We start from the raw sequence: 21,676 nt of genomic DNA, 5'->3' as shown, positions 1-21,676 counted from the left end.
CTTCAAGGAGTGAGAGCTCGCCAAGGTCGTCGATCACAACGAGAGAGCTTTGTATACGTAAATACCTGTTAATTTGCCACCAAAGCCCCTCCGAATCGGAGAGGCTTGACGAGAGTTCGACAACGGATTGGCGACTGTCGGAGGGGATCAATCGCCACCAAGTGCTACACAGTCAAATGACTTAATTTTAAGGATGGATCAAGACTGTGATATTTGAACGAGGCGACATCCAAGGGTACACCTGAAGGGTGGATTATACGCTGAACAGGCACAATATCACGCCCTTCAGGGGTGGATACGCGCCGTCAATTGATGCAACAATCCACCGCCTGTTGCATGGCCGGATATTCTATGCTGGATCGGTAGTATTAGATTTTCGGGCTTCATAACTGGTTATGGAGTCAGAATCCGATGCGAACCCACCGAACATTCGAGGCGTCGATCACCAACCCACAGCAGGTGAGTGACGACCTCGATCAACTCGGACGGGCTGCATCGAAGCTCTGGAACGTCGGTCGCTACTACGCACAAGAACAGTGGGACGAAACGGGCGAGATCCCTGATGATGGGGAACTCAAATCCGAACTCAAAGGCCACGAACGCTATACGGATCTCCATTCTCAATCCAGTCAGCGCGTTCTCGAAGAACTCGCTGAAGCGTTCAACGGTTGGTTCGCAAAGCGTCGGAACGGCGATAGCCGTGCCCGACCGCCCGGCTACCGTAAGAACGGAGATTCGCACCCACGTTCTACCGTGTCGTTCAAAGCGGCTGGCTTCAAGCACGACGCACAGTTCACCCGCGTTCGCCTCTCGAAAGGACGTAACCTGAAGGAACACCGCTCGGACTTCGTGTTGTGCGAATACGAGATGCGCCCCGACGTAGACCTCTCCGAATGGGACATCCAACAGGTTCGGGCCATCCACAAGTACGACGAGTGGCGGCTTCACTTCGTTTGTCGAAAGGTGATTGATCCCGAACCGCCGGGAGACGAGACTGCCGGGGTCGACCTCGGTATCTCGAACGTCGCCGCGCTTTCGTTCGGCGGTGAATCGATCCTCATTCCCGGCAACGCACTGAAAGAGGACGAATACTACTTCGGACGGAAGAAAGCGAAGTGCGACGATAGCCGATCCAACGAGCGGCTTCGGCTGGATCGGAAGCGCACGGAACGCCGAAGCCACTTCTTGCACACTCTCTCGAAACATATCGTTTCGGAGTGCGTAGAGAGAGGCGTCGGGACGATTGTCATCGGGGATCTCGGTGGTATCCGCGACGACGAGAACGGCGATCCTCGAAACAGGGGGAAGCACGGCAACCTTGACCTTCACGGATGGGCGTTCGACCGTTTCACGTCGATACTCGACTACAAGGCGGAAGTCGAAGGGATCGACGTAACGGTAGAATCCGAACGAGATACCTCAAAGATGTGTTCCGCCTGTGGGACGAAAGACGGCAACCAGCGGGTCGAACGCGGGTTGTACGTCTGCGAGGAGTGTGATACCGTGGCGAACGCGGACGTGAATGGTGCGGAGAACATTCGGCGAAAAGTAACTCCGAGTCCCGCGAAGGATAGGAGTAACGGCTGGTTGGCACAGCCTTCAGTCCATCTGTTCGATCGTAGCGAGGGCAGTTTCGCCCCGCGAGAACAGGTCGTGGACTGTAAACCGTAATATCCCAACGGCGATCGGGATTCCACGTCGTTTACGGCGTGGAGGATGTCAACTCTATCAGTGCTTACGTGGGTATGGATAATAGCAGTCTAACTCCATAATGGAGTGATATATGCTATATCTCAATACACGTGGAAAGGGTTATGGCGTTTCTCGTGTCATAGAGAAGTATGGCAAAACCCGGTCCCTCACCGACGGTAACACCCGAGGACGTCCTCGAGGAGTTTCGCTCGCGAGATGATCCTAACGAGCCGCTCACCGCTCCTGAGATCGCCGACCGGCTCGGCTGTTCGCGAACAACCGCCCTCAACAGACTTCGCGAACTTGCTGAGAGAGGTGACGTCACCTCGAAGAAGGTCGGCGGCAGATCCCGAGTGTGGTGGCTCCCACCGACCGAGTCCGACCGTGACTTGCTGAAAGGCTACGGGTCATGGACGGGAACCGGCCTTGGGGCAGCTGTCGAGGAGACACGCGAGCAGCTAGACGAGGATCTGCGAGAGGACGAGCGTGTACTGTCCTGATACGAATTTCCTTATCGACTATCTCGACAGAGAGCGCGAAGCGTCAGCGGACGCGAAAGCGCTCCTCGAATCGAATCCAGATCGAGAGTATCGAATCCCCTCGGTCGCTTTGTTCGAGGTCCTACGGGGTGGTGCTCGTCTCCGTGGCGCGGCTGGTGTCGCCGATCTAATCGAGCAACTGAATTGGGCTGATCACCTTCCACTCACTCCGCCTGCTGCTCGTGAGGCCGCGCTTATCGACGGCGAGCTTGAAACGTCCGGCCAGAAGATCAACCTCGGGGACGTCTTGATCGCTGGCACCGTTCGCGAGGCAAGCGGGACGATCGTTACTCGTGATAGCCACTTCGAGAATGTCGACGGTCTGTACATCAAACGGTACTAAGCATAGTAGGGAAACAAGCTCGCCGGGGAATAGCTCGTGCTCAGCGATATTCTCTAGCAGGATGTCAAATAAATCTATTGACATTCTCCACGTCGTTTGGCGTGGAGAATGTCAAGATACTGATCGGAAAGCGAGTGCCAGTTGTTACTCTTCGAGTCTGATTTCGTCGTCCGTGACAGCTTCAACTGCGTCGTTATCCAACTCGTAGGTTTCTTCGTCACCGTCCCCCCAGCCGAGTTCGGCTGCAATTTCATCTGTCAAGCTAGGATCTGGCTCGACATGCGCCGTCGAGTTATCAGCATCAACGACAGTTCCTACTTTCGAGCCATCGGCAGTAACGACGGTTTTGCCTTCAGCACTTTCATCAATGGTTGCCATATCGTACTCTTCTACGCAGAGCCTCTACCAATAGGTAGTGCAGGCTCCTGCCATTCCGATGTGTATCTCTTGTGCTCTCGACGTTTGATCCAGTTTTGTATTCGTCGAACCTGACGTGCCCATCAAATATATCGCTATTCGTCGTCAGAAACACTCGATAGCTTCGCTGCAGCATCACAGTCCTTCAGAAGTTACCTTTTTGGACTGGCCGGTTGTTTCGGCTAGTTCGTCCACAGTGGAAATATTCTGCAGGACCATCTTTTCACCCCACAAGACACCAATGTCCGTACAGAACCCACTACGACCGCCCAAACAAAACTTTAGGGCATCTTCAGGTCCCGGTCGGTTCTCCTCTACGGTGCGCACGTCCGGTCCGCTCGTCTATCGGGTCTTCAAGGTCACCCATGACCTCTTCGAAGGCGTCCGTCGAGGTCAGGAGACCAACGACCTGCCCCTCCTCAGTGACAAGGGCAAGCTCCTGATTTTCCGTCTGGAAACGGTCGATGGCGTCGCTGATTTCCTCCTTGGCCGGGAGCGTCATCGGCGACGCAGCGATATCCGTGATGTCGACTTCGCCGCTCATGAGGTCCTCAAAATGGTTCGTGATCGTCGGGAGATAGACAATGCCGCGGAAGTCGTCTATATCCCCACCGACCACTGGGTAGCGAGAATGGGAGTGTTCTTCGACGAGCGCGAGGTTTTCCTCGGGGGTGTTCTCGGTCGAGAGTGCGACGATCTCCTCGCGCGGAACCATAATCCCTTTAACCGGGATGTCGCCAACGGCCAGCGCGTTCATCACTTCCTGTCGGCGCTCTGCGGGAACGTCTCCCGCTTCAAGGGCCGAGCCGAAGCGCTTGTAGAGGCCCGCACGCCCCTGCATGACGTCCTGTTCGGTTTCGAGCCACGCGCCGGTCATCTCGACGCCGAACAGCGAAAGCGTCCATTTCGCTGCCCCATCCCCAAACTTGATAACCGGCCAGATCGCCCGCGTCCACCAGTACAGCGGCGTCGCACAGTACCGAGAGACCAGTTTCGAACGCTCGACGCCGAGATAGGTAGGGGTCTGCTCGCCGTGAGTGAGATGGACGAGGTTGACGATGAGAAACGCGAGGATTGCCCCTGCGCCGACCGATGCGAGAACTGTCCCACCGAACAGCGGCTCGAAGATGGCCGTGAGTGCGGGTTCGGCGACGATACCGACCGCGATACTCGAGAACGTGATACCTATCTGACAGCTAGTCAAGTAGATCTCCAGGTTCTGCGTCATCTCCCAGGCGCGTTCGAGACCGGGTTCAACGAACTCCGCTTCGGAATACTGCCGGGCGCGGGTCAGCGCGAACTCGATGGCGACGAAAAACCCGTTGGCGAGGATGAGTAATAGACCAGCAATAAGCCTGATCGAGACTTCGAGCCCAGTCATCGCCATAGTAAGTTATTCGAATGGCAACACACAAAAACTGTTTGTCCGCGAGCTGATTCTTCGCGCTACGACGAGTACTGTTCCTACGGGAGGTCTCAAGCCGAGTCACTTCGAGAGTCCAGTCCCGATTCGTCGTCCTCGCGTTGTTCACGCTGGTAGACGTCGATGGGGTCTTCGAGCTCACCCATCACTTCTTCGAAGGCGTCCGTCGAGGTTAGCAGACCGACGACCTGTCCCTCCTCAGTGACGAGCGCGAGCTCCCGATTTTCTGTCTGGAAGCGGTCGATGGCGTCGCTGATTTCCTCGTCGGCCGGCAGCGTCATCGGCGGCTCGGCGAGGTCTTCGATGTCGACGTCGCCGTTTTTGAACGCCTCGAACTGGTTCATGACCGCCGCGAGGTAGACGACCCCTCGGAAATCGTCGATGTCCTCGCCGACCAGTGGAAAGCGGAGATGTGGATGCTCATCGATGACTGCGAGGTTTTCCTCGGGGGTGTTCTCGGTCGAGAGTGCGGCGATCTCCTCGCGCGGCACCATGCAGTTACGGATGGGGATTTCCTCGACTACCAGTGCGTTCATCACTTCCTGACGACGCTCTTCGGGGACCTCGCTGTCATTGAGCATCGACCCGAGCTGACGGTGGAGGTCTGTCCGTCCCTCGATGTCCTCGTCGTCGGATTCGAGCCACGCGCCGGTCATCTCGACGCCGAACAGCGAAAGCGTCCATTTCGCCACCCAGTCACCGACGCGGAGAATCGGTCGAATGACCCACGTGAACCAATACAGCGGCGTCGCGGCGTAGCGGCAGACCTGTTTCGAGCGCTCGACGCCGAGGTAGGTGGGGGCCTGTTCGCCATAGATCTTGTGTACCAGGCTCACGATGATGTACGCCAGGATCACGCCCGCGCCAATCGATGCAAAAATCGTCCCGCCGAACAACGGCTCGAACAGCGCTGCGAGCGCGGGTTCGGCGACGATACCCAGTGCGATGCTAGCGGCGGTGATGCCGACCTGACACCCGGTGAGATAGATTTCGAGTTCCTCGGTCATTTCCCAGGCGCGTTCGAGACCGGGTTCCATGAACTCCGATTCGGGATACTGACGGGCGCGGGTCAGCGCGAACTCGATGGTGACGAAAAACCCGTTAGCGAGAATCAACGCGGCACCCGCAACGAGACGGAGGAGTATTTCAGGTGCTTGCATTCAGTATAGCTTCACCAATACAGCGTTGAGGCAAAAAGCATGGGGCAAATGGGTCGTGTATTTCTCACTCCGCTTCGGTCGCTCCGAGACGGGAGTTCCTCGCTCGCTCGGGACAGTAGTGCATCCGCAAACACGGGATGATCACCGGCAGAAGGGGGGGATTCACCATAGACGAATGGTTCAGTCACCCAGCAATAGAACAGAGCAAGTTAGAGACGGTCGTGACGGGGAGAACCTCATTCTTCCCGTTGAGTTCCGCGAAATGCGTCAGGAACAGGTTGTGTTCTTTCTTTCTCTCTCCCCCGTCTTTGGGCTCTTTTTTCTCGAGGTCGTTGTCGTCTTTCTCGTCATGTACATTTGCGCTGCCGAGCGCGCTCATACCGAGGCTAGTGGTGCCGACCAGGGCGCCAGTACGAGCAAAGTACGTTCGGCGAGTGCTGTGCCGGTCTGAGTCGTATGGCATAGCCAACACTATAATCACTGGACGTGTCAATTGATATCCGGTCTATATGGATTGTGAGAAGCCACAAACTAGTGCAGAGAACAGAGAGAGGTCTCGCCGCCTATCGGAGTGCCATTACTCTCGTCTCACATCCCGCGTCTCCGATGTTCTTGCTGCAGTGAGGTTCATTGCTTGAGGGAATAGAAATAGGAATCGTGGCGACTTGTTGATCATGGGGGTGAGTTGTTTTCTGAATCGCCGGCTGAACCCCCTCTCGACCTTGCCTTGTGCAACACTCGTCTATGTAAGAGCGGGTGAGTGTTGCACAAGGATACCGGAATTACGATTCCAGCAGCTGACTAGTGGGAATATGAGGTAGGCGTTCCACCATCTGTTGCCGAGATCGGCTACGTGAGCACCATCAATATGGCCGATGGTGCTCAACTAGCCCCAAGACAGACTGTCGTCACTCATCCTCAAGTGACGTAATGAGACGGTATTCTTCCCTAACGCCGTATGTAGCCGATGAAATCTCAACCTATTGAAATAGTACCGTACAGAACTATACTAGCACATCATGGTTCAGGCTGAGGCTCAGGTAGATCCGGATGGTCGTTGGCATATCGCTATACCAATGAGAAAGAGCTGTACGACCGGTCATAAACTCCGAGAAAACGATTCAGGATATGATACCCTCACCGCGGAAGGGGTACCAGACCTCGCTCGTTGTCTCAATGAACGGCTGTATCAGACAAGAGAAGATCTTTGTAGGCAATGTGATTGGTGAATTCTCGAAACTGCTTGACTTCAGTTCGATCGAGGAGCTGTCTGCTAAGAGTGCGATTCGTTCCAGGATGTCCATGACTACTCTCGTGAGTGACCCGACAGAGAGCAGTATTATCACGGAAGCGAGAGGGGGACACCTTCGGGTGATTTGAGTAAACAGTAGTGACTGCCCGATTCGGAGCCGGAACCACTCACCGACTCCGGCGGTGTCTTGTGGTTCCAATCATGACAAGGTGTTCGTAGTCGATTCGCCTGTTGGTCGTGCGTCGAAAACCCCTCCGATTCGGAGAGGTTCTCATGAACGGGTAGGGGTGGGTTTGCGTGCAGCCAGGAACCAATCAGGCTGCACTAACTCTTAGAACTTCAACTATATTAATTAATAGGTTTTTATCGGTAGCATATAGAATCGGCCAGCCTTGTGCAACGCTTACCTTCCGTGGCCGCCGATGTTGCACAAGGATTGCTTATCGAATAGCGAATATCGAAGAATGCGAATCGCTTATTCTCGGATCCAATGAGTAAGCGGCTATTCGCCGGCGGAGACGGCGATATACTGCTCTTCCCACTCTCGACGAGCCTCGATCTCACGCTGGCCCCGGGCCGTCAATGCATAGTAGTTTGACCGACGATCGACCTCACCTTTCTCAATCAGTCCCTTGTTCTCGAGTGTATCGAGATTCGGATAGAGTCGACCGTGATGAACCTCTGTCTCATAATAATCGTCGAGTTCGGCTTTGATTGCGAGGCCGTTGAGCTGGTCTCCGCCAGCGATTACATACAGGGCGTCGCGTTGGAAGCCAGTCAAATCGTACATGATCTCACTATCACCTTCCAGACATACTAGTATTCAGACCATAGCAATCGACAGGGCCGTGGTAGGATGCTGGAACAACCGACTCACAGTCCACCGGTGGACTGGCTATTAGTAGAGTTGCAAGCAGTGTGCTCTCTCCGCTCTCCCGCTTTCCAGACCGTGTCTCGTAGTGTGACAAACCATGCTGTCTCTGACGATCCCGATCCAGCACGAAAGAAGGATGACGGCAGCTCCGCTGACTAGGTGATCACTCAACAAGATTGAGCGATGAGAGGAGAGGGGAAATGGGAACGGTCCCCAGCACACCGCGAACGCAGGTGGGCGGTGAGTGCACTCCTCTCTCTCGGTTTGACGGCATCACGGAGGGTCGTAACATGACCGAGCAGGTTGGTTTTTCCTCCGGAATGCCGTAGGACTACTCGGAGACGGATGTGTATTAGTATGAAGGAGGTACGGGGTAGTAAGAACGCCATACCAGTTGTTAGACGTTTATAGATGGGGGTGATAGTTAGTAGTTGAGTGGTGCCTCGGCGCTCACGGCTTTCTGACGCCGAAAATGTAAAGACAATACCGGGACCCCTGATGAATATGTGCATGCAGCCTCATAATCAGTATGGCAGTGCTCCGATTTCCTGAGAAGTCTGCCAGAAATCCATCATATCTGCTCGTGCAAACCGCTGTAAAAAGTAACCGACCCCACCCTCCTTCGTTCGCCCATACGGGCTCGCTTGTTGAGAGTGGGACTTTGATGTGGACCTCGCCGTCAAGTGGCGCGACGGAGCGTTGTGTGCGCCCCGCCTCCCGAACGCCCGTCCGGGGTCTACAGTCCCACCATTTCGGGCCGGGCTACTGCGGCCCGTACTGCGCGGGACGTATGCCAGCACAGCACTCCGTGACAGTACGGGTCGGGCTACCGTACTAGTTGCGCCCTGCTTCACCACGTGCTCCTCTCCTCCCTACCGCTCGCTTCGCTCGCGATTGAGGAAGAGGGCTCCGCGCTATCCGCCTTAGCCAAGCCAGACGAAGGATGGATCGACGCGTATCGCCACCCCAATCATTTCTCGAAACGACGGGGCGCGGTTATTCTGCGAAAATCGCAGATCTAGGACGTGATAGTGATATTTGAACAATATTATCCCGTACTAACTACTGCTTTGTTGCCCTTTCCAGGGCGAGAGAGGGGAACGAGGCCGTCAGAGGCACTACTTCTTCGGCGTTATCGTTCCCCTCTCAGCGTACACTATCGTAGTCAATCCCTATTAGTTTACTGCAGTACTATCTGTTCCCTGCGAAATTCGCATTGATTGTGACGAAATTCACTCTTGATCAGTATGTGGAGTGTGCTCGATTGTGGCGTCTTCTGAGACGTCAGGTCGGGACTGACTATGCTCGAAATAATTGAACGGCTGATTGAACGTATTCGTGATGATCTGGGAGGTATGAATATCCAGGTTAAGATTCCCGAGTTCACGCGTGATCTCGGTCAGATCCTGCGAGCTCGTTGCAATCACTTCAATACGGAGGTTGCGCTCACTCGTCACCATCCCTTGGACTGTGATGACACCGCCGATGTCTAATGCGTCGTGTGCCGTTTGATGACGCTGATCCATTGGGGCTGTGCAGACGAACTGCACGTGAAGCGAGAACCCCGCTCGTTCGTAGTCGAGTTCTGGAGAATACGTTTTGATGACACCCGCATCTTCGAGTGCGGTAATCCGATTGCGGACCGTACTCGGGGAGACATCGACTGTGGCACTGATCTCTTCGTGGGTCGTTTTCCGCGCATCTTGCTGTAATTCATAGAGGATTTTTCGATCGAGGTCGTCCAAAACGACGTTACCATCCTGTTCTTTGACCATATGGTCGGCTGCACGGCTCGAGTGAAATATGTTAGCGTTCTTTAGTTTCCCAGTCGCGAGAAACGAACGAGAAAACGAGAATGGAGAGTGTACCGTGATTGACAGTCTCCCGCGCCTAAAGTCGCGGGAATCCCCGAAGGGGAGTTCAAGGTTGCACGTTTCCTCAGGACGCAAGGACGCTTTCGCGTGGTCCCGTCATGGGTTGCCTCCCAATTATTACCGAGGGAGTGCGTTGCAGTGCGTATAGCCGTGTCAAAGCGGCCTTCCCACCCGGACGCGCCGGGCGTTTCACCGGAACGGAATACCGACCGTCCCTCCGCGAGAGGGTATTCAGCCTCTTGGGTACCGCCATTCGCGTCCGACCCGTGGGCCGGGACGTGGCGGACTGGTTCAGTGTCGACACTGGATTTCTTACCACGGAACGAGTCGATGCAAAGCATCGGTGCGGTCAACGACCGCGTTCGCCGACGTGGGAACTCCGGTACTGTAATTGACGGTGGGAGGTGTCATCAACCTTACGCGCGTATCCACGGCCTAAAGACCGTGGCATTGCGCTGTGCCTCCTGTAACCAACCACTTCCGTCTCTCTCACTGTTGGTTGCGCTATCGCTTGGTCAACTACCCGGTCCCCAACGAGCGCGTCAGCGCGAGTAGGACGGGGGCTTGCGTGTGTCTTCTCGGCATGAGTTCCATGCCGACGAAAGACGCTTGTAGCGCAGGGCCAGACGCCAGAGACAATTAAATTAGACGTGTCCTACACTCTACGCCCGCTCGGTCACGGGCGACGGAGAGGCACAGGGCGTCACGTTCGCTTCGTCGGTCTGTCTTTCGGGGTCGGTTGACTGTGGCCAGGAGTCGCTCCGACGCGGAGACGCCGAGCGCTCTGAATTCCACATCAAAGGGTGCGCGCTCCGCTGAGTCCTCAAGACGACTGAGAGCAAGTAGCGAAAGAATTCAGACTGAATTGATCCCGAGCCGTTCAAATTCTCCGGACTGTCGAGTAGCCAGATGACACCCTCTCGAAGCTCCTAATTGACGATATTAAGAGTAATCAGATAACTATGGTACGTTTGACGAACGTGTTTTCGGTGCGTTCAGCTAGTCACCTGAGTTGTTCCCTGGTCCATTGTTGTTCTCTGGACAGAAGACACGGAACCAGCAGACCTTCTTTTTCAAGTTACACGAGATTGTTACACAGTATTGACTGTCAACTGGCTCGGCCAGCACAGGGTCCTGCTCCTTACAATTCTCGTGGTTCTTATACGTCTGATCGTCGTGGTGCTTGTCATCTTTCTTGCAGTGCTTGTGATTCTTTTCCTGCACGGCATAGCTGACAGCGAACGGGAAGGGTGCACAGATCGTCACCTCCTCTCTGTCACCCTCAACCGAGAATGCATCCGGATCGCCTCCGGTTTCGACCTTCGGGCACCATATTCCCTTCTTCTTGTTGTATTTGTACACGATGTCGAGACCCGGTGGGCACTCCGGCGGTCTCCTACACGGTGCATCCTCTGCTGCCACGAACTGCTCAAACAGTACTAAATCATTGTACTCCACAGTGAGATGTTCCGGATCGCGATCCCCTGGGAGTTCGACCACTGCAACACCGGTCGCATCGACCGTTGGCGTGTACGTTTCCGTGGAGCCGTCCGTAAAGTCCACCGTCACATCCAGCGGCTCGTCTTCGTCAATGTTTGCGGTCTGGATGATGATCTGCGCACATGTGACCCGGACATCGGTGACGGCCGGCTCGTCCTCACATGGCGGGTCTGCCATCACACCCGCGTCGAACAGTATCAGGTTATCCTGATACGTAATCGTAACATGTACCGGGTTCACGTCACCGGGCAACTCAACCGTTGCCTGTCCGTTCTGGACCGGTACATCCTCATAGGTCTCCGTCGACCCATCCGCGAAATCGACCGTCACGTCGAGCGTATCATCGTCGGGAATGTTCGAAGTAGTAATAACGATCTCTTCACAGGAAGCCATCACGTCGTCAACTGCCGGGGGGTCCTCGTCGCCGCACGTGTAGAACGTTGCGTTGCTAATGTCCTGCGATCCTTCTGGTAGGCACCACGTAACGTCGCCTTCTGGATCCTCGGGGACTTCTCCCAGGAAGCAATTCTGACCTGCTTTAAACGTAATGTAGTCAGCATTCTCCGGGATCTCTTCCGCTGAAATCGTGAAGCAGGTTCCGGAAAGATCACTATAGAGGGCTACGGCAATCGGCTCATTCTCACACACATTACGCACACAGTTGATACACTGGCCTGCCTGCCCGCCTGGCGGCCGCTCTGGCGGTGTGCTCGCTTCACCGCAGAGCGGCGCCGGGAGCGGATCACCATTCTGGGCGAGCGTACTCGTTGCGAGCCCACTCATCCCGATGCCAAGCGCTGCTACTCCTTGCAAATAGTGTCTCCGTTTGACACTCCTTTCCTCGTTGTCCATTTCGTTGGGTTTTTCTTGCGACATACGCAATATAACAATGATAAGTCATGTACCTAACTATATACATAATTACAACCAATTAATGACTTGATAAGATGATATAGATGTGGAATGGAGATAAAATTCAACTCCCGGTCTACTACTCTCTTATCGTCTACGCCGAAAGGACTTGACAAGCGAGTTCACCGACGGGTAGCTCGCCGGAACAAGACGATTGCCCCGACGGCTACGAAACACGTGGGCAATGGCTCGCGGACACTATTGATGATCTCCAAACTGCGAACGAACGGCTTGAGGACGGGCCGAGGAATTTCGAGGATTCTAGAGGAATACGACGGGTTAGTATAAAATGGAACGACATGGTGGGATGGTTGTGGGATACACCCGATTTTGGGGGTAAATAATGTGCTTGCTGGAGCACAGTCAATCTCTTTTGTAGCTCGTTGGATACGGGTTGAACAATCAGATGCGTAACTATTGCGTAGTGTGTGAGTGGTCAGCCAGTCCACAGAGCAAAGAGTCACAGCAGGGGCATCCAGCAATTGAGCACTTCCTCGCTACCGGCCATTCTATTGCCTCTGACAGACAGTGCTCGGATTCCTGCGATAACGACTATCGAATCCAGCATGTCTTGAAGTAACGCCGCAGACGCTCGTGTCCAGACGCGCCGCAAGTGCGACGGAAGGAATAAATTCTACGACAGTTACTGGCTGTTTGATTAGTATACCTTGGTGACAAAGTGAGGGATTGCCATAGTGTCGGTTCCAAGTGACTGATGGACCGCCACACTGTGCGCTCATGGCACGACGGATCCCAGGGGGAAGGGAGTGCGAGTCAGACTGCCTCTGACTTCACCCTGAGACGGCTTGTGGATGGTCTCATCCTCCCTCTGCTGGCAATTGCTTACTCGAGAGGGGGATCTTTGTGTCTCTGACAACCGGTCCCTACCGGCAGGCTAGTATAGGGCACCAATATATGAATTCTTGGTACACCACCCCATCTAGCTATATCAGGCAGAGGAAGTCCCCCGAATCGAATCCTCTGCAGTAGAGGACATCATGGATACCACGTCTCTTCAAAATAGATAACTGGTATACCATATAGTCCCGTTGGTAGACCAAGCCCTTCGATCATAATTATAGGCGGAGTAACACGAGGTGGACATCATCTTCAGAAGCGGACTACAGTGAGAGACGGACCTGAGACCTGTTGTCCGGGCCTCTGACAGCCACTGGAGCGACACCGTCGCTATACACACCGCTCTCATCATCCCATTGTACACCCGTGACTACGACCGCTCAGAGCCGCCGACGCTACGTCTTCGGCGTGTCGTAGAAAACTGGACCGTATTCGAGACGAGGGTCACGATCGCCCGCCGAAGTCGCTCAGTGATCGCCTGATCCGACACCCCGAGTTCCTCCGCTAACTTAAGCGTCGTACACTGGCGTGGAATCTCGTAATAACCCCGCTCAATCGCCAGTAAGAGCGTCTCACGCTGGATTGGCGTCAGGCCGAACCACGGACCGCTCTTGGAGCGTTCACCGCGAGAGAAGCCACTAAATTGGCTTCTCACCCATCACATACAGTGGTCTATTACTAGCGGGTCTGTTTCAGTTTCGTCGTGTTTCGTATGGAATTCCACGGGAAACGGCTGGTTCACCCGTCACAACACTGTGACCGCTAAGCAGGGTATCTCCTATAATCGAGTCTGGATTTGGAAACCGGTTTCGTATCGAAGGACTTCATCCATGAAGATCTCAGTGATTACAAAGAATACGTTGGCCAGCACCACGCGCGGATGAACCAATAGATTGCAATCCTTGAGGAAGACAACGACCGGCTCACCGAACGCGTCGCCGAACTCGAGGCCCAACTCGATCCGGATCCGAACGGCAAGGAGTACGAGTCGATGAGTCGCGACGAGCGCGTACACAAGATCCGGACAACCCTTTTCGAGGATGCCCAGCATCGCCACAGTGGGAAATCCCAGATGACCTACAAGGAAATTCTCCGGCTGTTCGACAATCATCCTTCCGATGGGTATGCGTACAAGCTGCTGACACTTGCCGGTGCAGAGGAGGGTTTCGAGTACGCCGACTCGAACGGGACTGGAAAAGTGGTTCGCGTCGATACTGGGGCTGTGAACGATGAGACGCTCGTTCATGCTGGGAATAATCGAACCAGCCAGGAGGCCGCCTGAGATGACCTCAACTCGAACGAGCAGGGGACGCTGTTCTTCGAGATTGCGACAGAAACCGAACCAGCCTCTTCGAAATAATTCACTCCCTCTATCCCGTCATACACCGAAAGTGAGCGGGACTACCTGGAGTGTCCATGTCATTCCCAGATAGAACGAGTGTATCGATTCCAGAAACGTCGGTCATCGGAGGAAGTCCTTCTGACGCTTGGTCAAGAGATACACCGTAGTACACCATGGGTTCTCTCGCCCTTGACAACCCCACTCGCCTGTTCTAGCGGGCGAGACGATGCATTTCTATTCCAAATCCCTCCGAAGAACGAGTCTGTCTCTCAGACTCTCCGTGGTGTGCTGCGCTAACCCTATCGGTACACTTTGAAGTGCATACGCTTATAGCGATACACTACGTAGTGCAAGTATGAGCCGAAATGATCAGGGCGAGTACACCACCAGAATAACAGACGAGGACATCCTAGCCCACTTCTCACAGGCTGGGCGGCCCTTTCAAACAGCACAGTCAGTTGCAGAACAATTTGATGTAGACAGATCGCAAGCATACCGCCGACTGCAACAGCTCGCCGACGAGGATGCACTCGAAAAGGCAAAAGTCGGCGGCCGTGCCGTTGTTTGGTGGATTTCAGATAACGACGAACCGACCAGCAAGCCCCATGAGGTGAATCCAGACGACCCCATATTCGACCGCGATACCTTCCAAGCGGGAGAGCCGGACGACACCTCTGAAAAGATCGACGAAGTTCTCTATGGTGACGGGACGTCCGGAGCTGTATGAATCGGGACACGCCAGTCCCGTTGTTTATCGATACAGGTGGATTCTACGCGGCCTACGTTGAGGATGACACCAACCACGACCGAGCAGCAGCCGTATTCAAAGCCGTTCAAGCTGGCGAACGGTACGGGCCAATTTTCACAAGTCGGTATGTTCTTGCCGAACTCGCAACCGTGATTCTCTACCATAAGAGCCACCGACGGGCCGTTTCAACGATCAACGAGATACGGTCGTCCGAGACGATCAATATTCTTCCGGTCACCGAACGGACGTTTGACGCGGCATACGACCAGTTCGCTCAGTACAGTGACCAAGAGATCGCGTTCGTTGACCACCTGGGGGGCTCTCTTGCTCGAGAATACGATATCGGCCACGTTTTCACGTTCGACCCCGACGACTTTCGGACGCTTGAATTTACGGTCGTCCCCGATGATACCGGCGAGGCGTGACTGACTCCGTGATGTCGATAGTTGTGTGGTGGAGGATATCGATTCCTCGCCGTCTTCAGAGGTTCTTAGACAAGAGAAAACCGGCCTTGGCGTCTCTATTTGCAAGAACGAATCCACAAAACACTTGGTTAGTTATATCTATTTGAATATCGACTAAGATATGTTCAACTACGTCGAGAGAGCGCCTGCTGGGCTCGTGCTCAATCGTCAGGCGATTGCGAAGGTCATCACCTCCGTCAAAGGAACAAAACCACACACGTAGACTGTGGCTCGCGTCAGACTTCCTCGAAAAACTCGGGAAAGACGAGGTCGAACAGACGAAACGTCGCGGAAAGAAGCTCGTCATGGTGCAACAGATCACAAGGGGATAGTAGCTCGTCAGAGGCTACGGAGCTCATCCACGAGTGAGACGCAGGGTTGATGTCAGAGCGTCCTGCGTCCCTCTTCCCTTGTGGGCACCCGCACGTCGACCATGAGCGCGCGATAGTTGGTGCCCAAGCGCAAGGAGACGCCCCATCAGTGAACGTCTTGAGTCGGCAAATGCTTGTGAGTTAACAGGGAGGAAGAGACACTCAAACATGGCCTGTGAGTAACCATGGCTGCCGCCGCTCTTGTGTCTGGGATGGTCTCAACACCCTCGGACCGACTACTCAGACGAGTTGGTCGACGAATGTATCGATGGTCCGGATTTCATCGTCGTTGATGGCGTGCCCTAATCCCTCGTAGAGTCGGCTCGTTACCTCACCACCAAGCCGTTCAAACACGCGTGCTGTCTCGTGAAGACGAGCGGCGGTGATATAGGGTCGTCACTGCTGCACCCAAGAAAGATCGGAGTGTCATCGATGGAGCCGGCATACTCCTCTCTCACTTCTGGGCCGAGCAAGCTTCCCGACAGTACCACGAGTCCGCCGTAGCGGCGGGGGTTTCGTGCAACGAACTCGCTGGCAAGACAGCCGCCTTGTGAAAAGCCGAGCAAAAGCGTGCGTTCGGGCGGGACGCCAGCGGCGGCGGCCACGTTGAGCGCCTTCGAAATGCGGTCAAGCGCGGATGAGAACCACGGTTCGTTATCTTCAAACGGTGCATAGCCCGATCGAGGATACCACATGCGCCGGGCGGCCTGCGGAGCGAGGTACATCACCCCGTGATGATGGAACTCATCGATGAGTCGGAGGATGTTCTTCGCGGTCGAGCTGCGACCGTAAAGCAGTATGACAACTGCGTCTGCCGCTTCCGGCGGCGCACCCGCAGTTTCGAGTGGCTGTCCCTGGTGTGGGTCGTCTCTCGACTCGACCGTGAATGGGTCACTCATCCTCTCAGATCAAGTGTAGATGAAACGTCGAGCGGTTGGAGCTGTCCTTCGATCATTTCTCGGTCTTCCTCGAGCCACGGCGGGAGAAACAGCGACTGTCCGAGTGTGTCGAGGTCACCTTCGACTGTAAGTCCCGGTTGTTCCGTTGCGAGTTCGAAGAGGATGCCGCCGGGCTCACGGACATATAACGAGTAGAAGAAGTGCCGATCTTTGACCCGCGACACGTCGTAGCCGCGCTCTCGGAAGAGATCGTGCCACTCATAGAGCTGTTCCTCCTCCGGGACACGCACAGCGACGTGGTGGATCGACCCTGCGCCCTCCCGCCCGAAGTCGCTGTCGTGGTCGAGAAGATCCACGACAGTTGCCCGGTCACCCGGGGCCTGATACCGAACGCGGTCGCCCTCTTGATCGATGAGTTCGAATCCTAGCGTCTCCAGCACGCTTGCAGTAACAAAGACGTTCGTCGAGAGCAGCGTCACGCTATGAATGCCGCGAATCGCGTGTTGGACCGGAATCGGTCCGTCTGCCCACGGCTCAACGGGCGACTCGCCGGTGACGAGTTCGAGTTGCGTGCCGTCTGGATCGGAACATCGAACCACTGCCTCACCAAACCGTTTGGACGGCCTCTCAACGGTGATGTCGCACTGAGTGAGTCGGTCTCGCCAGTAGGACACCGAATTAGGTGGGATTACCAATGAGGCGTGATCTGCGGTTTCCCGATCCGGCCGTCGTCCTCTGCAGGATAGGGGAAGAACGTGAGATCCGTGCCGGGTGAACCGGTTTCGTCGCCGTAGAAGAGGTGGCGCGTGAACTTCTCGTTGAAGTTTACCGTCTGTTTGACGAGACGTAGGCCGAGAACGCCCGTGTAGAAGTCGACGTTCTGCTGGGCGTCGCGAACGATGCCTGTAATGTGGTGAATTCCGGGCGTATCTGAAAGCATGACTAATGAACAGGGAACTACCTTGTCGAAGAAAATCGCTCTTTGATTCCGCGAGAGTTGATTGAGTCTGCCTGTACTGGACTGTGTCTCGGAGAGTGATTTCTGTTCAATAGACAGGTGGCGACCATAGTTACGCTATGTTACTATGTTCGCCCGCGAACCACTATAAGTACTTGTGGACAAGTACAATACTAGGTGACAATGATGCCAGCACCCCAGCCCGCTTCAGGAGACGAGCAAAACCTCGGCAAAGATGCGTGCAACGTCGTTGAACCGATCAGTCAGCTTGGATCGCAGTGGCGACTGGTCGTCCTTTATGATCTCCAGCAGGGCGAGAAGCGTTTTAATGAGCTCAAGCGTTCAACGGGAACGTCTAGCCGAACTCTGTCGCGTATCGTGGACGATCTCCAAGAGCTAGGCTACGTTAGTCGACGCCTCGAAGAAGGTTCACCCGTGGCAACCTATTATAGCCTCACAGCAAAGGGGAAATCGCTTTGTCCGGTGTTCGACGAACTAGAGAAGTGGACAAAAGAATGGGGAGACAAGTAGACTCCTCTCGGATAGTCGCGTGAGTTCACTCTCAAGAGCGATAGCAATTAGCGATTATTAGGCCGCAATGACAGGTAACACTGACTGAGATTGATGAGCACAAAGGAAGCAGTAGCAGGTGATTCGGGTGATGCGACTCCGATGCCAGAGCAGGACGTCACCCCAATAGAGCTGTTTTTCGATCTGGTATTCGTGTTTGCATTTACGCAGGTCACAGGATTTCTCGTCGACCATCTCACCTGGACCGGTATGATACGCGGTGCGGCGTTGTTCGCGGCGTTGTGGTGGGCATGGGTCACCTATTCATGGCTCACTGGTGCCGTTCCTGCTGAAGAACGACTCCCCGCGCGGCTAGTGATCCTCACTGCAATGAGTGCGATGCTTATCGTCGCACTTGCCGTTCCTGATGCGTTCGGTGATGATGGCGTACTCTTCGGCGTCGCCTACTTTGTCGTTCGGGCGCTACACGTCGTTCTCTATGCCGTTGCAACCCCGCCCGAAACGCATGACGCCGTCCTTCGGGCCGCACCCGGATTTCTCGGCGGGCCGGCGTTTCTCGTCGTTGCTGGTTTGTTCGATGGTCCTCTTGCAGGCGGTCTCTGGATCGCAGCACTCGCGATCGACTATGGGATTGTGCTCGTTCGGGGTGTCGAGGGATTTCACGTCAATGTGGGTCATTTCGTCGAGCGACATCGGCTCGTCCTGATTATCGCCCTGGGCGAGTCGCTTATAGCGATCGGCGTCGGCGCGGAAGGGCTCCCCCTCAGCACCGATGTGGTCCTCGCAGCCCTGTTTGGTATCGCCCTCATTATCGCGCTCTGGTGGCTTTACTTCGACTACGTCGTCCTCGCTGCAGAGCAAACCCTCGCCGCGGCCAGCGGCCATGACCAAACACGGATGGCACGCGATTCATACAGTTACATTCACCTCTTGATGGTGGGGAGTATCATTTTCATCGCGCTCGGCATCGAGCAGACGCTCGCTCATGTCAGTGAGCCGCTTGGGACAGTCGCTGCGGCCGCTCTCTTTGGGGGCGCTGCCCTCTATCTGCTCGGGCATAACGCCTTCCGATATCGTGATCACAGGAATATTAGCCTCGAACGGCTCATCGTGACGATCATCGCCCTCATGTTAACTCCTCTCGCAGTGCAGGTGCCCGCCATCGTCGCCCTTGGAGGCATCACGATGTTGTTCATCGGGCTTGCGGCGTATGAGACAGTGCGGAATGAACACCGACACAAATTCCGGACAAGCTGAAACCAGATTCTATTATTCCTCAGTGCGTTGCGCTCGGAGCTGTTCATTGAGGACGTCTCTCTGCTCGTCACTGATTGGCTCGAACAGTTCGCTTGGTTCTCCAAATTCAACGGAGGGTGGTTTGACCATGGTGTCGAGCGTTGCCGTCTGAACAGAACTGGTCTCACCTAACTGCTCCCAGATCTGGGCCGACTTCCTTGGCATCACTGGCTCAAGAAGAACTGCGATGGTCTTGACGAGCTGGACACACTCACGGATGATCTGCCTTGCTCGCTTAGGATCGCTGTCAGTGAGCGACCATGGTTCGTGGCGTTGGAGATACTGATTGCCGAATCGAGCGAGCCTGATACCTGCGTTTGTTGCTTCGCGCGTCGAATACGCATTGATGCCATCTTGAAATGCCGTGCAGGCCTCGTCGATCCGATCACGGACTTCGCTCCCAAGGGTCTCGTTAGGTGTCCCATCGTAATTCCGAGCAGCAAATAGAAGCGTTCGGTAGCATAAGTTGCCGATCGTCCCGATCAGCTCATCGGTTCCTGGAAGTACTCCCACGAGAAGTCGAGGTCGTGCTGAAAGCCAGTGCCTGCCGTGATATCGTAGCGGTACAGATCGGAATCGAGTCCGGCATCGAGATAGTCATCGATCCAGACCGCGTGCTGCCTGCTGGCCTCGTGCTCAATACTAGAATCATCACGAAGTCATCCGCCGCTGTCGAGGGTTCAAAGCCTCACATACAAACTGTGGCCCGTGTCATGGATTTCCTCGAGAAGTTGGGCAAAGACGACGTCGAGCAGACGAAGCGTCGTGGGAAGAAACTCGTCGTTATCGACGAGGAGGCAGCCGATCGCTAGCCCGATCATTGTGATCGGGCAAACGAGCACCCCCCGCAGAGAGCGTGATGTCCTAACAACGGGACAATACGAAGACGCATAGCTCACGATAACCACCCCGGGCACGCCTTCCTCTCATAGTCACAACTCCGAGCAACCTCCTCCCGATTTAGTAGTGGGAGTAGATACGATTTCGTCGATTCGACCTTCGGAGGCATATCACACCACAGTGTGATCAGTCAGTATTTCGGAGTTCCTCCTTGAGTTGCTCCGCTACAAAAACGAACACGACCACAGTAACGGCCACGCTGGAATATTTAGGATATTTGTTGGTACAGTACTCGATAGATGGCAGAAACGCCGTTTTAGCCAGGAAAACTCGAGTCCTCTCGTATCAATGTCTGCAGAGATAGTCAGAGCAGTGCGACCTGGACGAGCGAAAGGACAACGAGCGGGACGTGAAACGAAGCGTGAGCCACCATCGCGGCCTCAAGGCTACGCCGCCAATAGAGCCAGCCAAAGAGGACGCCAGCGACCGCGTTCAGGAGGACCGTCCGCGCGATCAGTGCCGGAGTGAGATCGACTGATTGGGCGAGTGCGGGAAGGTGGCCTAGGCCGAACAGCACGGCAGCGATGACGATTGCAGCCCAGACAACGGCCGGTTGTGGACCATCCACCCGGGTACCAGTAATGCGCCACCCGGCGAACACGAGCACGGACATGAGTCCGAACCGAAGCATGAGTTCCTCGGTGATCCCTCCGTAGAGGAATCGGACGGGTACGTACGCGAAGACGTCAAGCACGGTCGGCCTCGTTGCTCCAATTACTGATTGGGGTAGGTCCTGGGCGACAAAGGGCATCATCACCGCATCGAGAACGACGATTAGGACGCCCGCGATGATACCGATTCCAATGGCCAGTCCGATGTCGCTTCGGAGGCGTTGCCAGATTCCATCACCAGTCCCCTTCCGGTCGATGACATACGACTGCAGGCCCACTCGCGGCGCTGCGTAGGCTCCGAACAGACACGCGACGCCGAGCAGCAACAAGGGGTTGACAGCTGAGAGGACAGCGAGGAGTGGGAGGGACAGCCCGAACGGGACAGCTGTCTCTGGCGTCGTGAAGTAAATGTAGCCAATGAGCGCCACGATTCCGGGTATGCCCAACAGCAGGGCTACACCGAACCGCTTGCCAAAGGACCACCCGTTCGTAGTCGGGGACATGGGTTCGTTGACTCCCAGCGTCGAGAAAGGCGTTGTGGAACTACCATCTTCCGCCGTCATGGAACCTCCGAACTGAAACCAGGAGTCGGCGACGTTGCTGCATCCGTCTCGCCCTGCACGTCCTTATCTACGAAAGCCGAACAATCGAAGACCGTTCAGCGAGACAAGGACGGTGGAGCCTTCGTACTTCATTCGTCCTTGAGACGTAC

19 protein-coding genes and 3 pseudogenes are annotated in these 21,676 nt (G+C 55.2%); 8 read left to right on the top strand and 14 right to left on the bottom strand.

The window, feature by feature from the left end; translation table 11 throughout:
• Nucleotides 1-411 precede the first annotated feature (411 nt).
• The 3 genes from HAPAU_RS15920 (at nt 412) to HAPAU_RS20160 (ending at nt 2,574) form a co-directional block, all read left to right on the top strand.
• The gene (locus HAPAU_RS15920) at nt 412-1,671 is read left to right on the top strand and encodes an RNA-guided endonuclease InsQ/TnpB family protein (RefSeq protein WP_066384832.1); all 1,260 of its coding nucleotides are present in this window, start codon (nt 412-414) and stop codon (nt 1,669-1,671) included.
• Between the two features lie 170 nt (nt 1,672-1,841).
• Nucleotides 1,842-2,192, top strand: coding sequence for a helix-turn-helix domain-containing protein (locus HAPAU_RS15915; RefSeq protein ID WP_066384829.1), 351 nt, complete (start codon nt 1,842-1,844; stop codon nt 2,190-2,192).
• Nucleotides 2,179-2,574 carry a PIN domain-containing protein gene (locus HAPAU_RS20160; protein ID WP_084383820.1) on the top strand — a complete coding sequence of 132 codons (396 nt, stop codon included), beginning with the start codon at nt 2,179-2,181 and terminating at the stop codon, nt 2,572-2,574. Before HAPAU_RS15915 ends, HAPAU_RS20160 begins: the two co-directional genes overlap by 14 nt.
• A 144-nt stretch (nt 2,575-2,718) precedes the next feature.
• Here HAPAU_RS20160 and HAPAU_RS15905 read toward each other — a convergent pair whose 3' ends face one another.
• From HAPAU_RS15905 to HAPAU_RS15865, 9 genes and pseudogenes are all read right to left on the bottom strand, one after another.
• A complete protein-coding gene (locus HAPAU_RS15905; protein WP_066384826.1) occupies nt 2,719-2,952 on the bottom strand; it encodes a hypothetical protein in 234 nt (77 codons plus the stop codon).
• Nucleotides 2,953-3,283: 331 nt separating this feature from the next.
• Nucleotides 3,284-4,372: a CNNM domain-containing protein gene (locus HAPAU_RS15900; RefSeq protein WP_066385193.1), complete on the bottom strand. Its 1,089-nt coding sequence runs from the start codon at nt 4,370-4,372 to the stop codon at nt 3,284-3,286.
• A gap of 95 nt (nt 4,373-4,467) precedes the next feature.
• Nucleotides 4,468-5,574 (bottom strand): CNNM domain-containing protein, encoded by a 1,107-nt coding sequence (locus tag HAPAU_RS15895; protein ID WP_066384824.1) that lies wholly within the window; start codon nt 5,572-5,574, stop codon nt 4,468-4,470.
• A 184-nt stretch (nt 5,575-5,758) separates the two neighbouring features.
• Nucleotides 5,759-5,953, bottom strand: a complete 195-nt coding sequence (locus HAPAU_RS15890; protein ID WP_157078507.1) for a hypothetical protein — start codon at nt 5,951-5,953, stop codon at nt 5,759-5,761.
• 1,375 nt (nt 5,954-7,328) lie between these two features.
• Nucleotides 7,329-7,616, bottom strand: coding sequence for a PadR family transcriptional regulator (locus HAPAU_RS15880; protein ID WP_066384818.1), 288 nt, complete (start codon nt 7,614-7,616; stop codon nt 7,329-7,331).
• 1,316 nt (nt 7,617-8,932) lie between these two features.
• Nucleotides 8,933-9,475 (bottom strand): Lrp/AsnC family transcriptional regulator, encoded by a 543-nt coding sequence (locus HAPAU_RS15875; RefSeq protein WP_066384814.1) that lies wholly within the window; start codon nt 9,473-9,475, stop codon nt 8,933-8,935.
• A gap of 1,098 nt (nt 9,476-10,573) precedes the next feature.
• Nucleotides 10,574-11,926 carry a hypothetical protein gene (locus tag HAPAU_RS15870; protein ID WP_066384812.1) on the bottom strand — a complete coding sequence of 451 codons (1,353 nt, stop codon included), beginning with the start codon at nt 11,924-11,926 and terminating at the stop codon, nt 10,574-10,576.
• Between the two features lie 1,288 nt (nt 11,927-13,214).
• Nucleotides 13,215-13,454: pseudogene (locus HAPAU_RS20155) on the bottom strand (helix-turn-helix domain-containing protein); the annotation flags it as partial.
• Nucleotides 13,455-13,622: 168 nt separating this feature from the next.
• Nucleotides 13,623-14,090, bottom strand: coding sequence for a hypothetical protein (locus HAPAU_RS15865; protein WP_066384810.1), 468 nt, complete (start codon nt 14,088-14,090; stop codon nt 13,623-13,625).
• 451 nt (nt 14,091-14,541) lie between these two features.
• On the opposite strand from HAPAU_RS15865, the gene HAPAU_RS20150 reads away from it, so the two are divergent.
• Together HAPAU_RS20150 and HAPAU_RS15855 are read left to right on the top strand one after the other, a co-directional pair.
• The gene (locus HAPAU_RS20150) at nt 14,542-14,913 is read left to right on the top strand and encodes a helix-turn-helix domain-containing protein (protein WP_084383818.1); all 372 of its coding nucleotides are present in this window, start codon (nt 14,542-14,544) and stop codon (nt 14,911-14,913) included.
• A complete protein-coding gene (locus tag HAPAU_RS15855; RefSeq protein ID WP_066384804.1) occupies nt 14,910-15,359 on the top strand; it encodes a type II toxin-antitoxin system VapC family toxin in 450 nt (149 codons plus the stop codon). The genes HAPAU_RS20150 and HAPAU_RS15855 overlap by 4 nt, the downstream gene beginning before the upstream one ends.
• Nucleotides 15,360-16,009: 650 nt before the next feature.
• Here HAPAU_RS15855 and HAPAU_RS15850 read toward each other — a convergent pair.
• Together HAPAU_RS15850 and HAPAU_RS23045 are read right to left on the bottom strand one after the other, a co-directional pair.
• Nucleotides 16,010-16,668: pseudogene (locus HAPAU_RS15850) on the bottom strand (alpha/beta hydrolase).
• Nucleotides 16,665-17,608, bottom strand: a pseudogene (locus tag HAPAU_RS23045) (ring-cleaving dioxygenase). The pseudogenes HAPAU_RS15850 and HAPAU_RS23045 overlap by 4 nt, the downstream one beginning before the upstream one ends.
• Before the next feature lie 204 nt (nt 17,609-17,812).
• On the opposite strand from HAPAU_RS23045, the gene HAPAU_RS20140 reads away from it, so the two are divergent.
• Nucleotides 17,813-18,157 carry a winged helix-turn-helix transcriptional regulator gene (locus HAPAU_RS20140; RefSeq protein ID WP_084383858.1) on the top strand — a complete coding sequence of 115 codons (345 nt, stop codon included), beginning with the start codon at nt 17,813-17,815 and terminating at the stop codon, nt 18,155-18,157.
• Between the two features lie 93 nt (nt 18,158-18,250).
• Complete coding sequence (locus HAPAU_RS15840; RefSeq protein WP_066384802.1) at nt 18,251-19,414, top strand: low temperature requirement protein A; 1,164 nt, start codon at nt 18,251-18,253, stop codon at nt 19,412-19,414.
• A gap of 12 nt (nt 19,415-19,426) precedes the next feature.
• Here HAPAU_RS15840 and HAPAU_RS15835 read toward each other — a convergent pair whose 3' ends face one another.
• Complete coding sequence (locus tag HAPAU_RS15835; RefSeq protein ID WP_066384800.1) at nt 19,427-19,966, bottom strand: class I tRNA ligase family protein; 540 nt, start codon at nt 19,964-19,966, stop codon at nt 19,427-19,429.
• Nucleotides 19,936-20,022 (bottom strand): hypothetical protein, encoded by an 87-nt coding sequence (locus tag HAPAU_RS23040; RefSeq protein WP_368085901.1) that lies wholly within the window; start codon nt 20,020-20,022, stop codon nt 19,936-19,938. The genes HAPAU_RS15835 and HAPAU_RS23040 overlap by 31 nt, the downstream gene beginning before the upstream one ends.
• On the opposite strand from HAPAU_RS23040, the gene HAPAU_RS15830 reads away from it, so the two are divergent.
• Nucleotides 19,984-20,265 carry a hypothetical protein gene (locus HAPAU_RS15830; protein ID WP_368085900.1) on the top strand — a complete coding sequence of 94 codons (282 nt, stop codon included), beginning with the start codon at nt 19,984-19,986 and terminating at the stop codon, nt 20,263-20,265. The genes HAPAU_RS23040 and HAPAU_RS15830 overlap by 39 nt on opposite strands.
• A 392-nt stretch (nt 20,266-20,657) precedes the next feature.
• On the opposite strand, the gene HAPAU_RS15825 is transcribed toward HAPAU_RS15830, so the two are convergent.
• Nucleotides 20,658-21,467, bottom strand: coding sequence for a CPBP family intramembrane glutamic endopeptidase (locus HAPAU_RS15825; protein ID WP_066384798.1), 810 nt, complete (start codon nt 21,465-21,467; stop codon nt 20,658-20,660).
• Between the last annotated feature and the right edge of the window lie 209 nt (nt 21,468-21,676).

It is taken from the genome of Halalkalicoccus paucihalophilus, from assembly GCF_001593955.1.
GTDB classification, from domain to species: domain Archaea; phylum Halobacteriota; class Halobacteria; order Halobacteriales; family Halalkalicoccaceae; genus Halalkalicoccus; species Halalkalicoccus paucihalophilus.
Note: the sequence above shows the minus strand (reverse complement) of the source record. Positions and strands in the feature narration are given on the sequence as shown.

Bases quoted from the DNA above. Each gene is read 5' to 3' on its own strand.
- HAPAU_RS15920 (WP_066384832.1), top strand. From the start codon at position 412: ATGCGAACCCACCGAACATTCGAGGCGTCGATCACCAACCCACAGCAG.
- HAPAU_RS15915 (WP_066384829.1), top strand. From the start codon at position 1,842: ATGGCAAAACCCGGTCCCTCACCGACGGTAACACCCGAGGACGTCCTC.
- HAPAU_RS15905 (WP_066384826.1), bottom strand. From the start codon at position 2,952: ATGGCAACCATTGATGAAAGTGCTGAAGGCAAAACCGTCGTTACTGCC.
- HAPAU_RS15900 (WP_066385193.1), bottom strand. From the start codon at position 4,372: ATGACTGGGCTCGAAGTCTCGATCAGGCTTATTGCTGGTCTATTACTC.
- HAPAU_RS15895 (WP_066384824.1), bottom strand. From the start codon at position 5,574: ATGCAAGCACCTGAAATACTCCTCCGTCTCGTTGCGGGTGCCGCGTTG.
- HAPAU_RS15890 (WP_157078507.1), bottom strand. From the start codon at position 5,953: ATGAGCGCGCTCGGCAGCGCAAATGTACATGACGAGAAAGACGACAAC.
- HAPAU_RS15880 (WP_066384818.1), bottom strand. From the start codon at position 7,616: ATGTACGATTTGACTGGCTTCCAACGCGACGCCCTGTATGTAATCGCT.
- HAPAU_RS15875 (WP_066384814.1), bottom strand. From the start codon at position 9,475: ATGGTCAAAGAACAGGATGGTAACGTCGTTTTGGACGACCTCGATCGA.
- HAPAU_RS15870 (WP_066384812.1), bottom strand. From the start codon at position 11,926: ATGGACAACGAGGAAAGGAGTGTCAAACGGAGACACTATTTGCAAGGA.
- HAPAU_RS15865 (WP_066384810.1), bottom strand. From the start codon at position 14,090: ATGAACGAGCGTCTCATCGTTCACAGCCCCAGTATCGACGCGAACCAC.
- HAPAU_RS20150 (WP_084383818.1), top strand. From the start codon at position 14,542: ATGAGCCGAAATGATCAGGGCGAGTACACCACCAGAATAACAGACGAG.
- HAPAU_RS15855 (WP_066384804.1), top strand. From the start codon at position 14,910: ATGAATCGGGACACGCCAGTCCCGTTGTTTATCGATACAGGTGGATTC.
- HAPAU_RS20140 (WP_084383858.1), top strand. From the start codon at position 17,813: ATGCCAGCACCCCAGCCCGCTTCAGGAGACGAGCAAAACCTCGGCAAA.
- HAPAU_RS15840 (WP_066384802.1), top strand. From the start codon at position 18,251: ATGAGCACAAAGGAAGCAGTAGCAGGTGATTCGGGTGATGCGACTCCG.
- HAPAU_RS15825 (WP_066384798.1), bottom strand. From the start codon at position 21,467: ATGTCCCCGACTACGAACGGGTGGTCCTTTGGCAAGCGGTTCGGTGTA.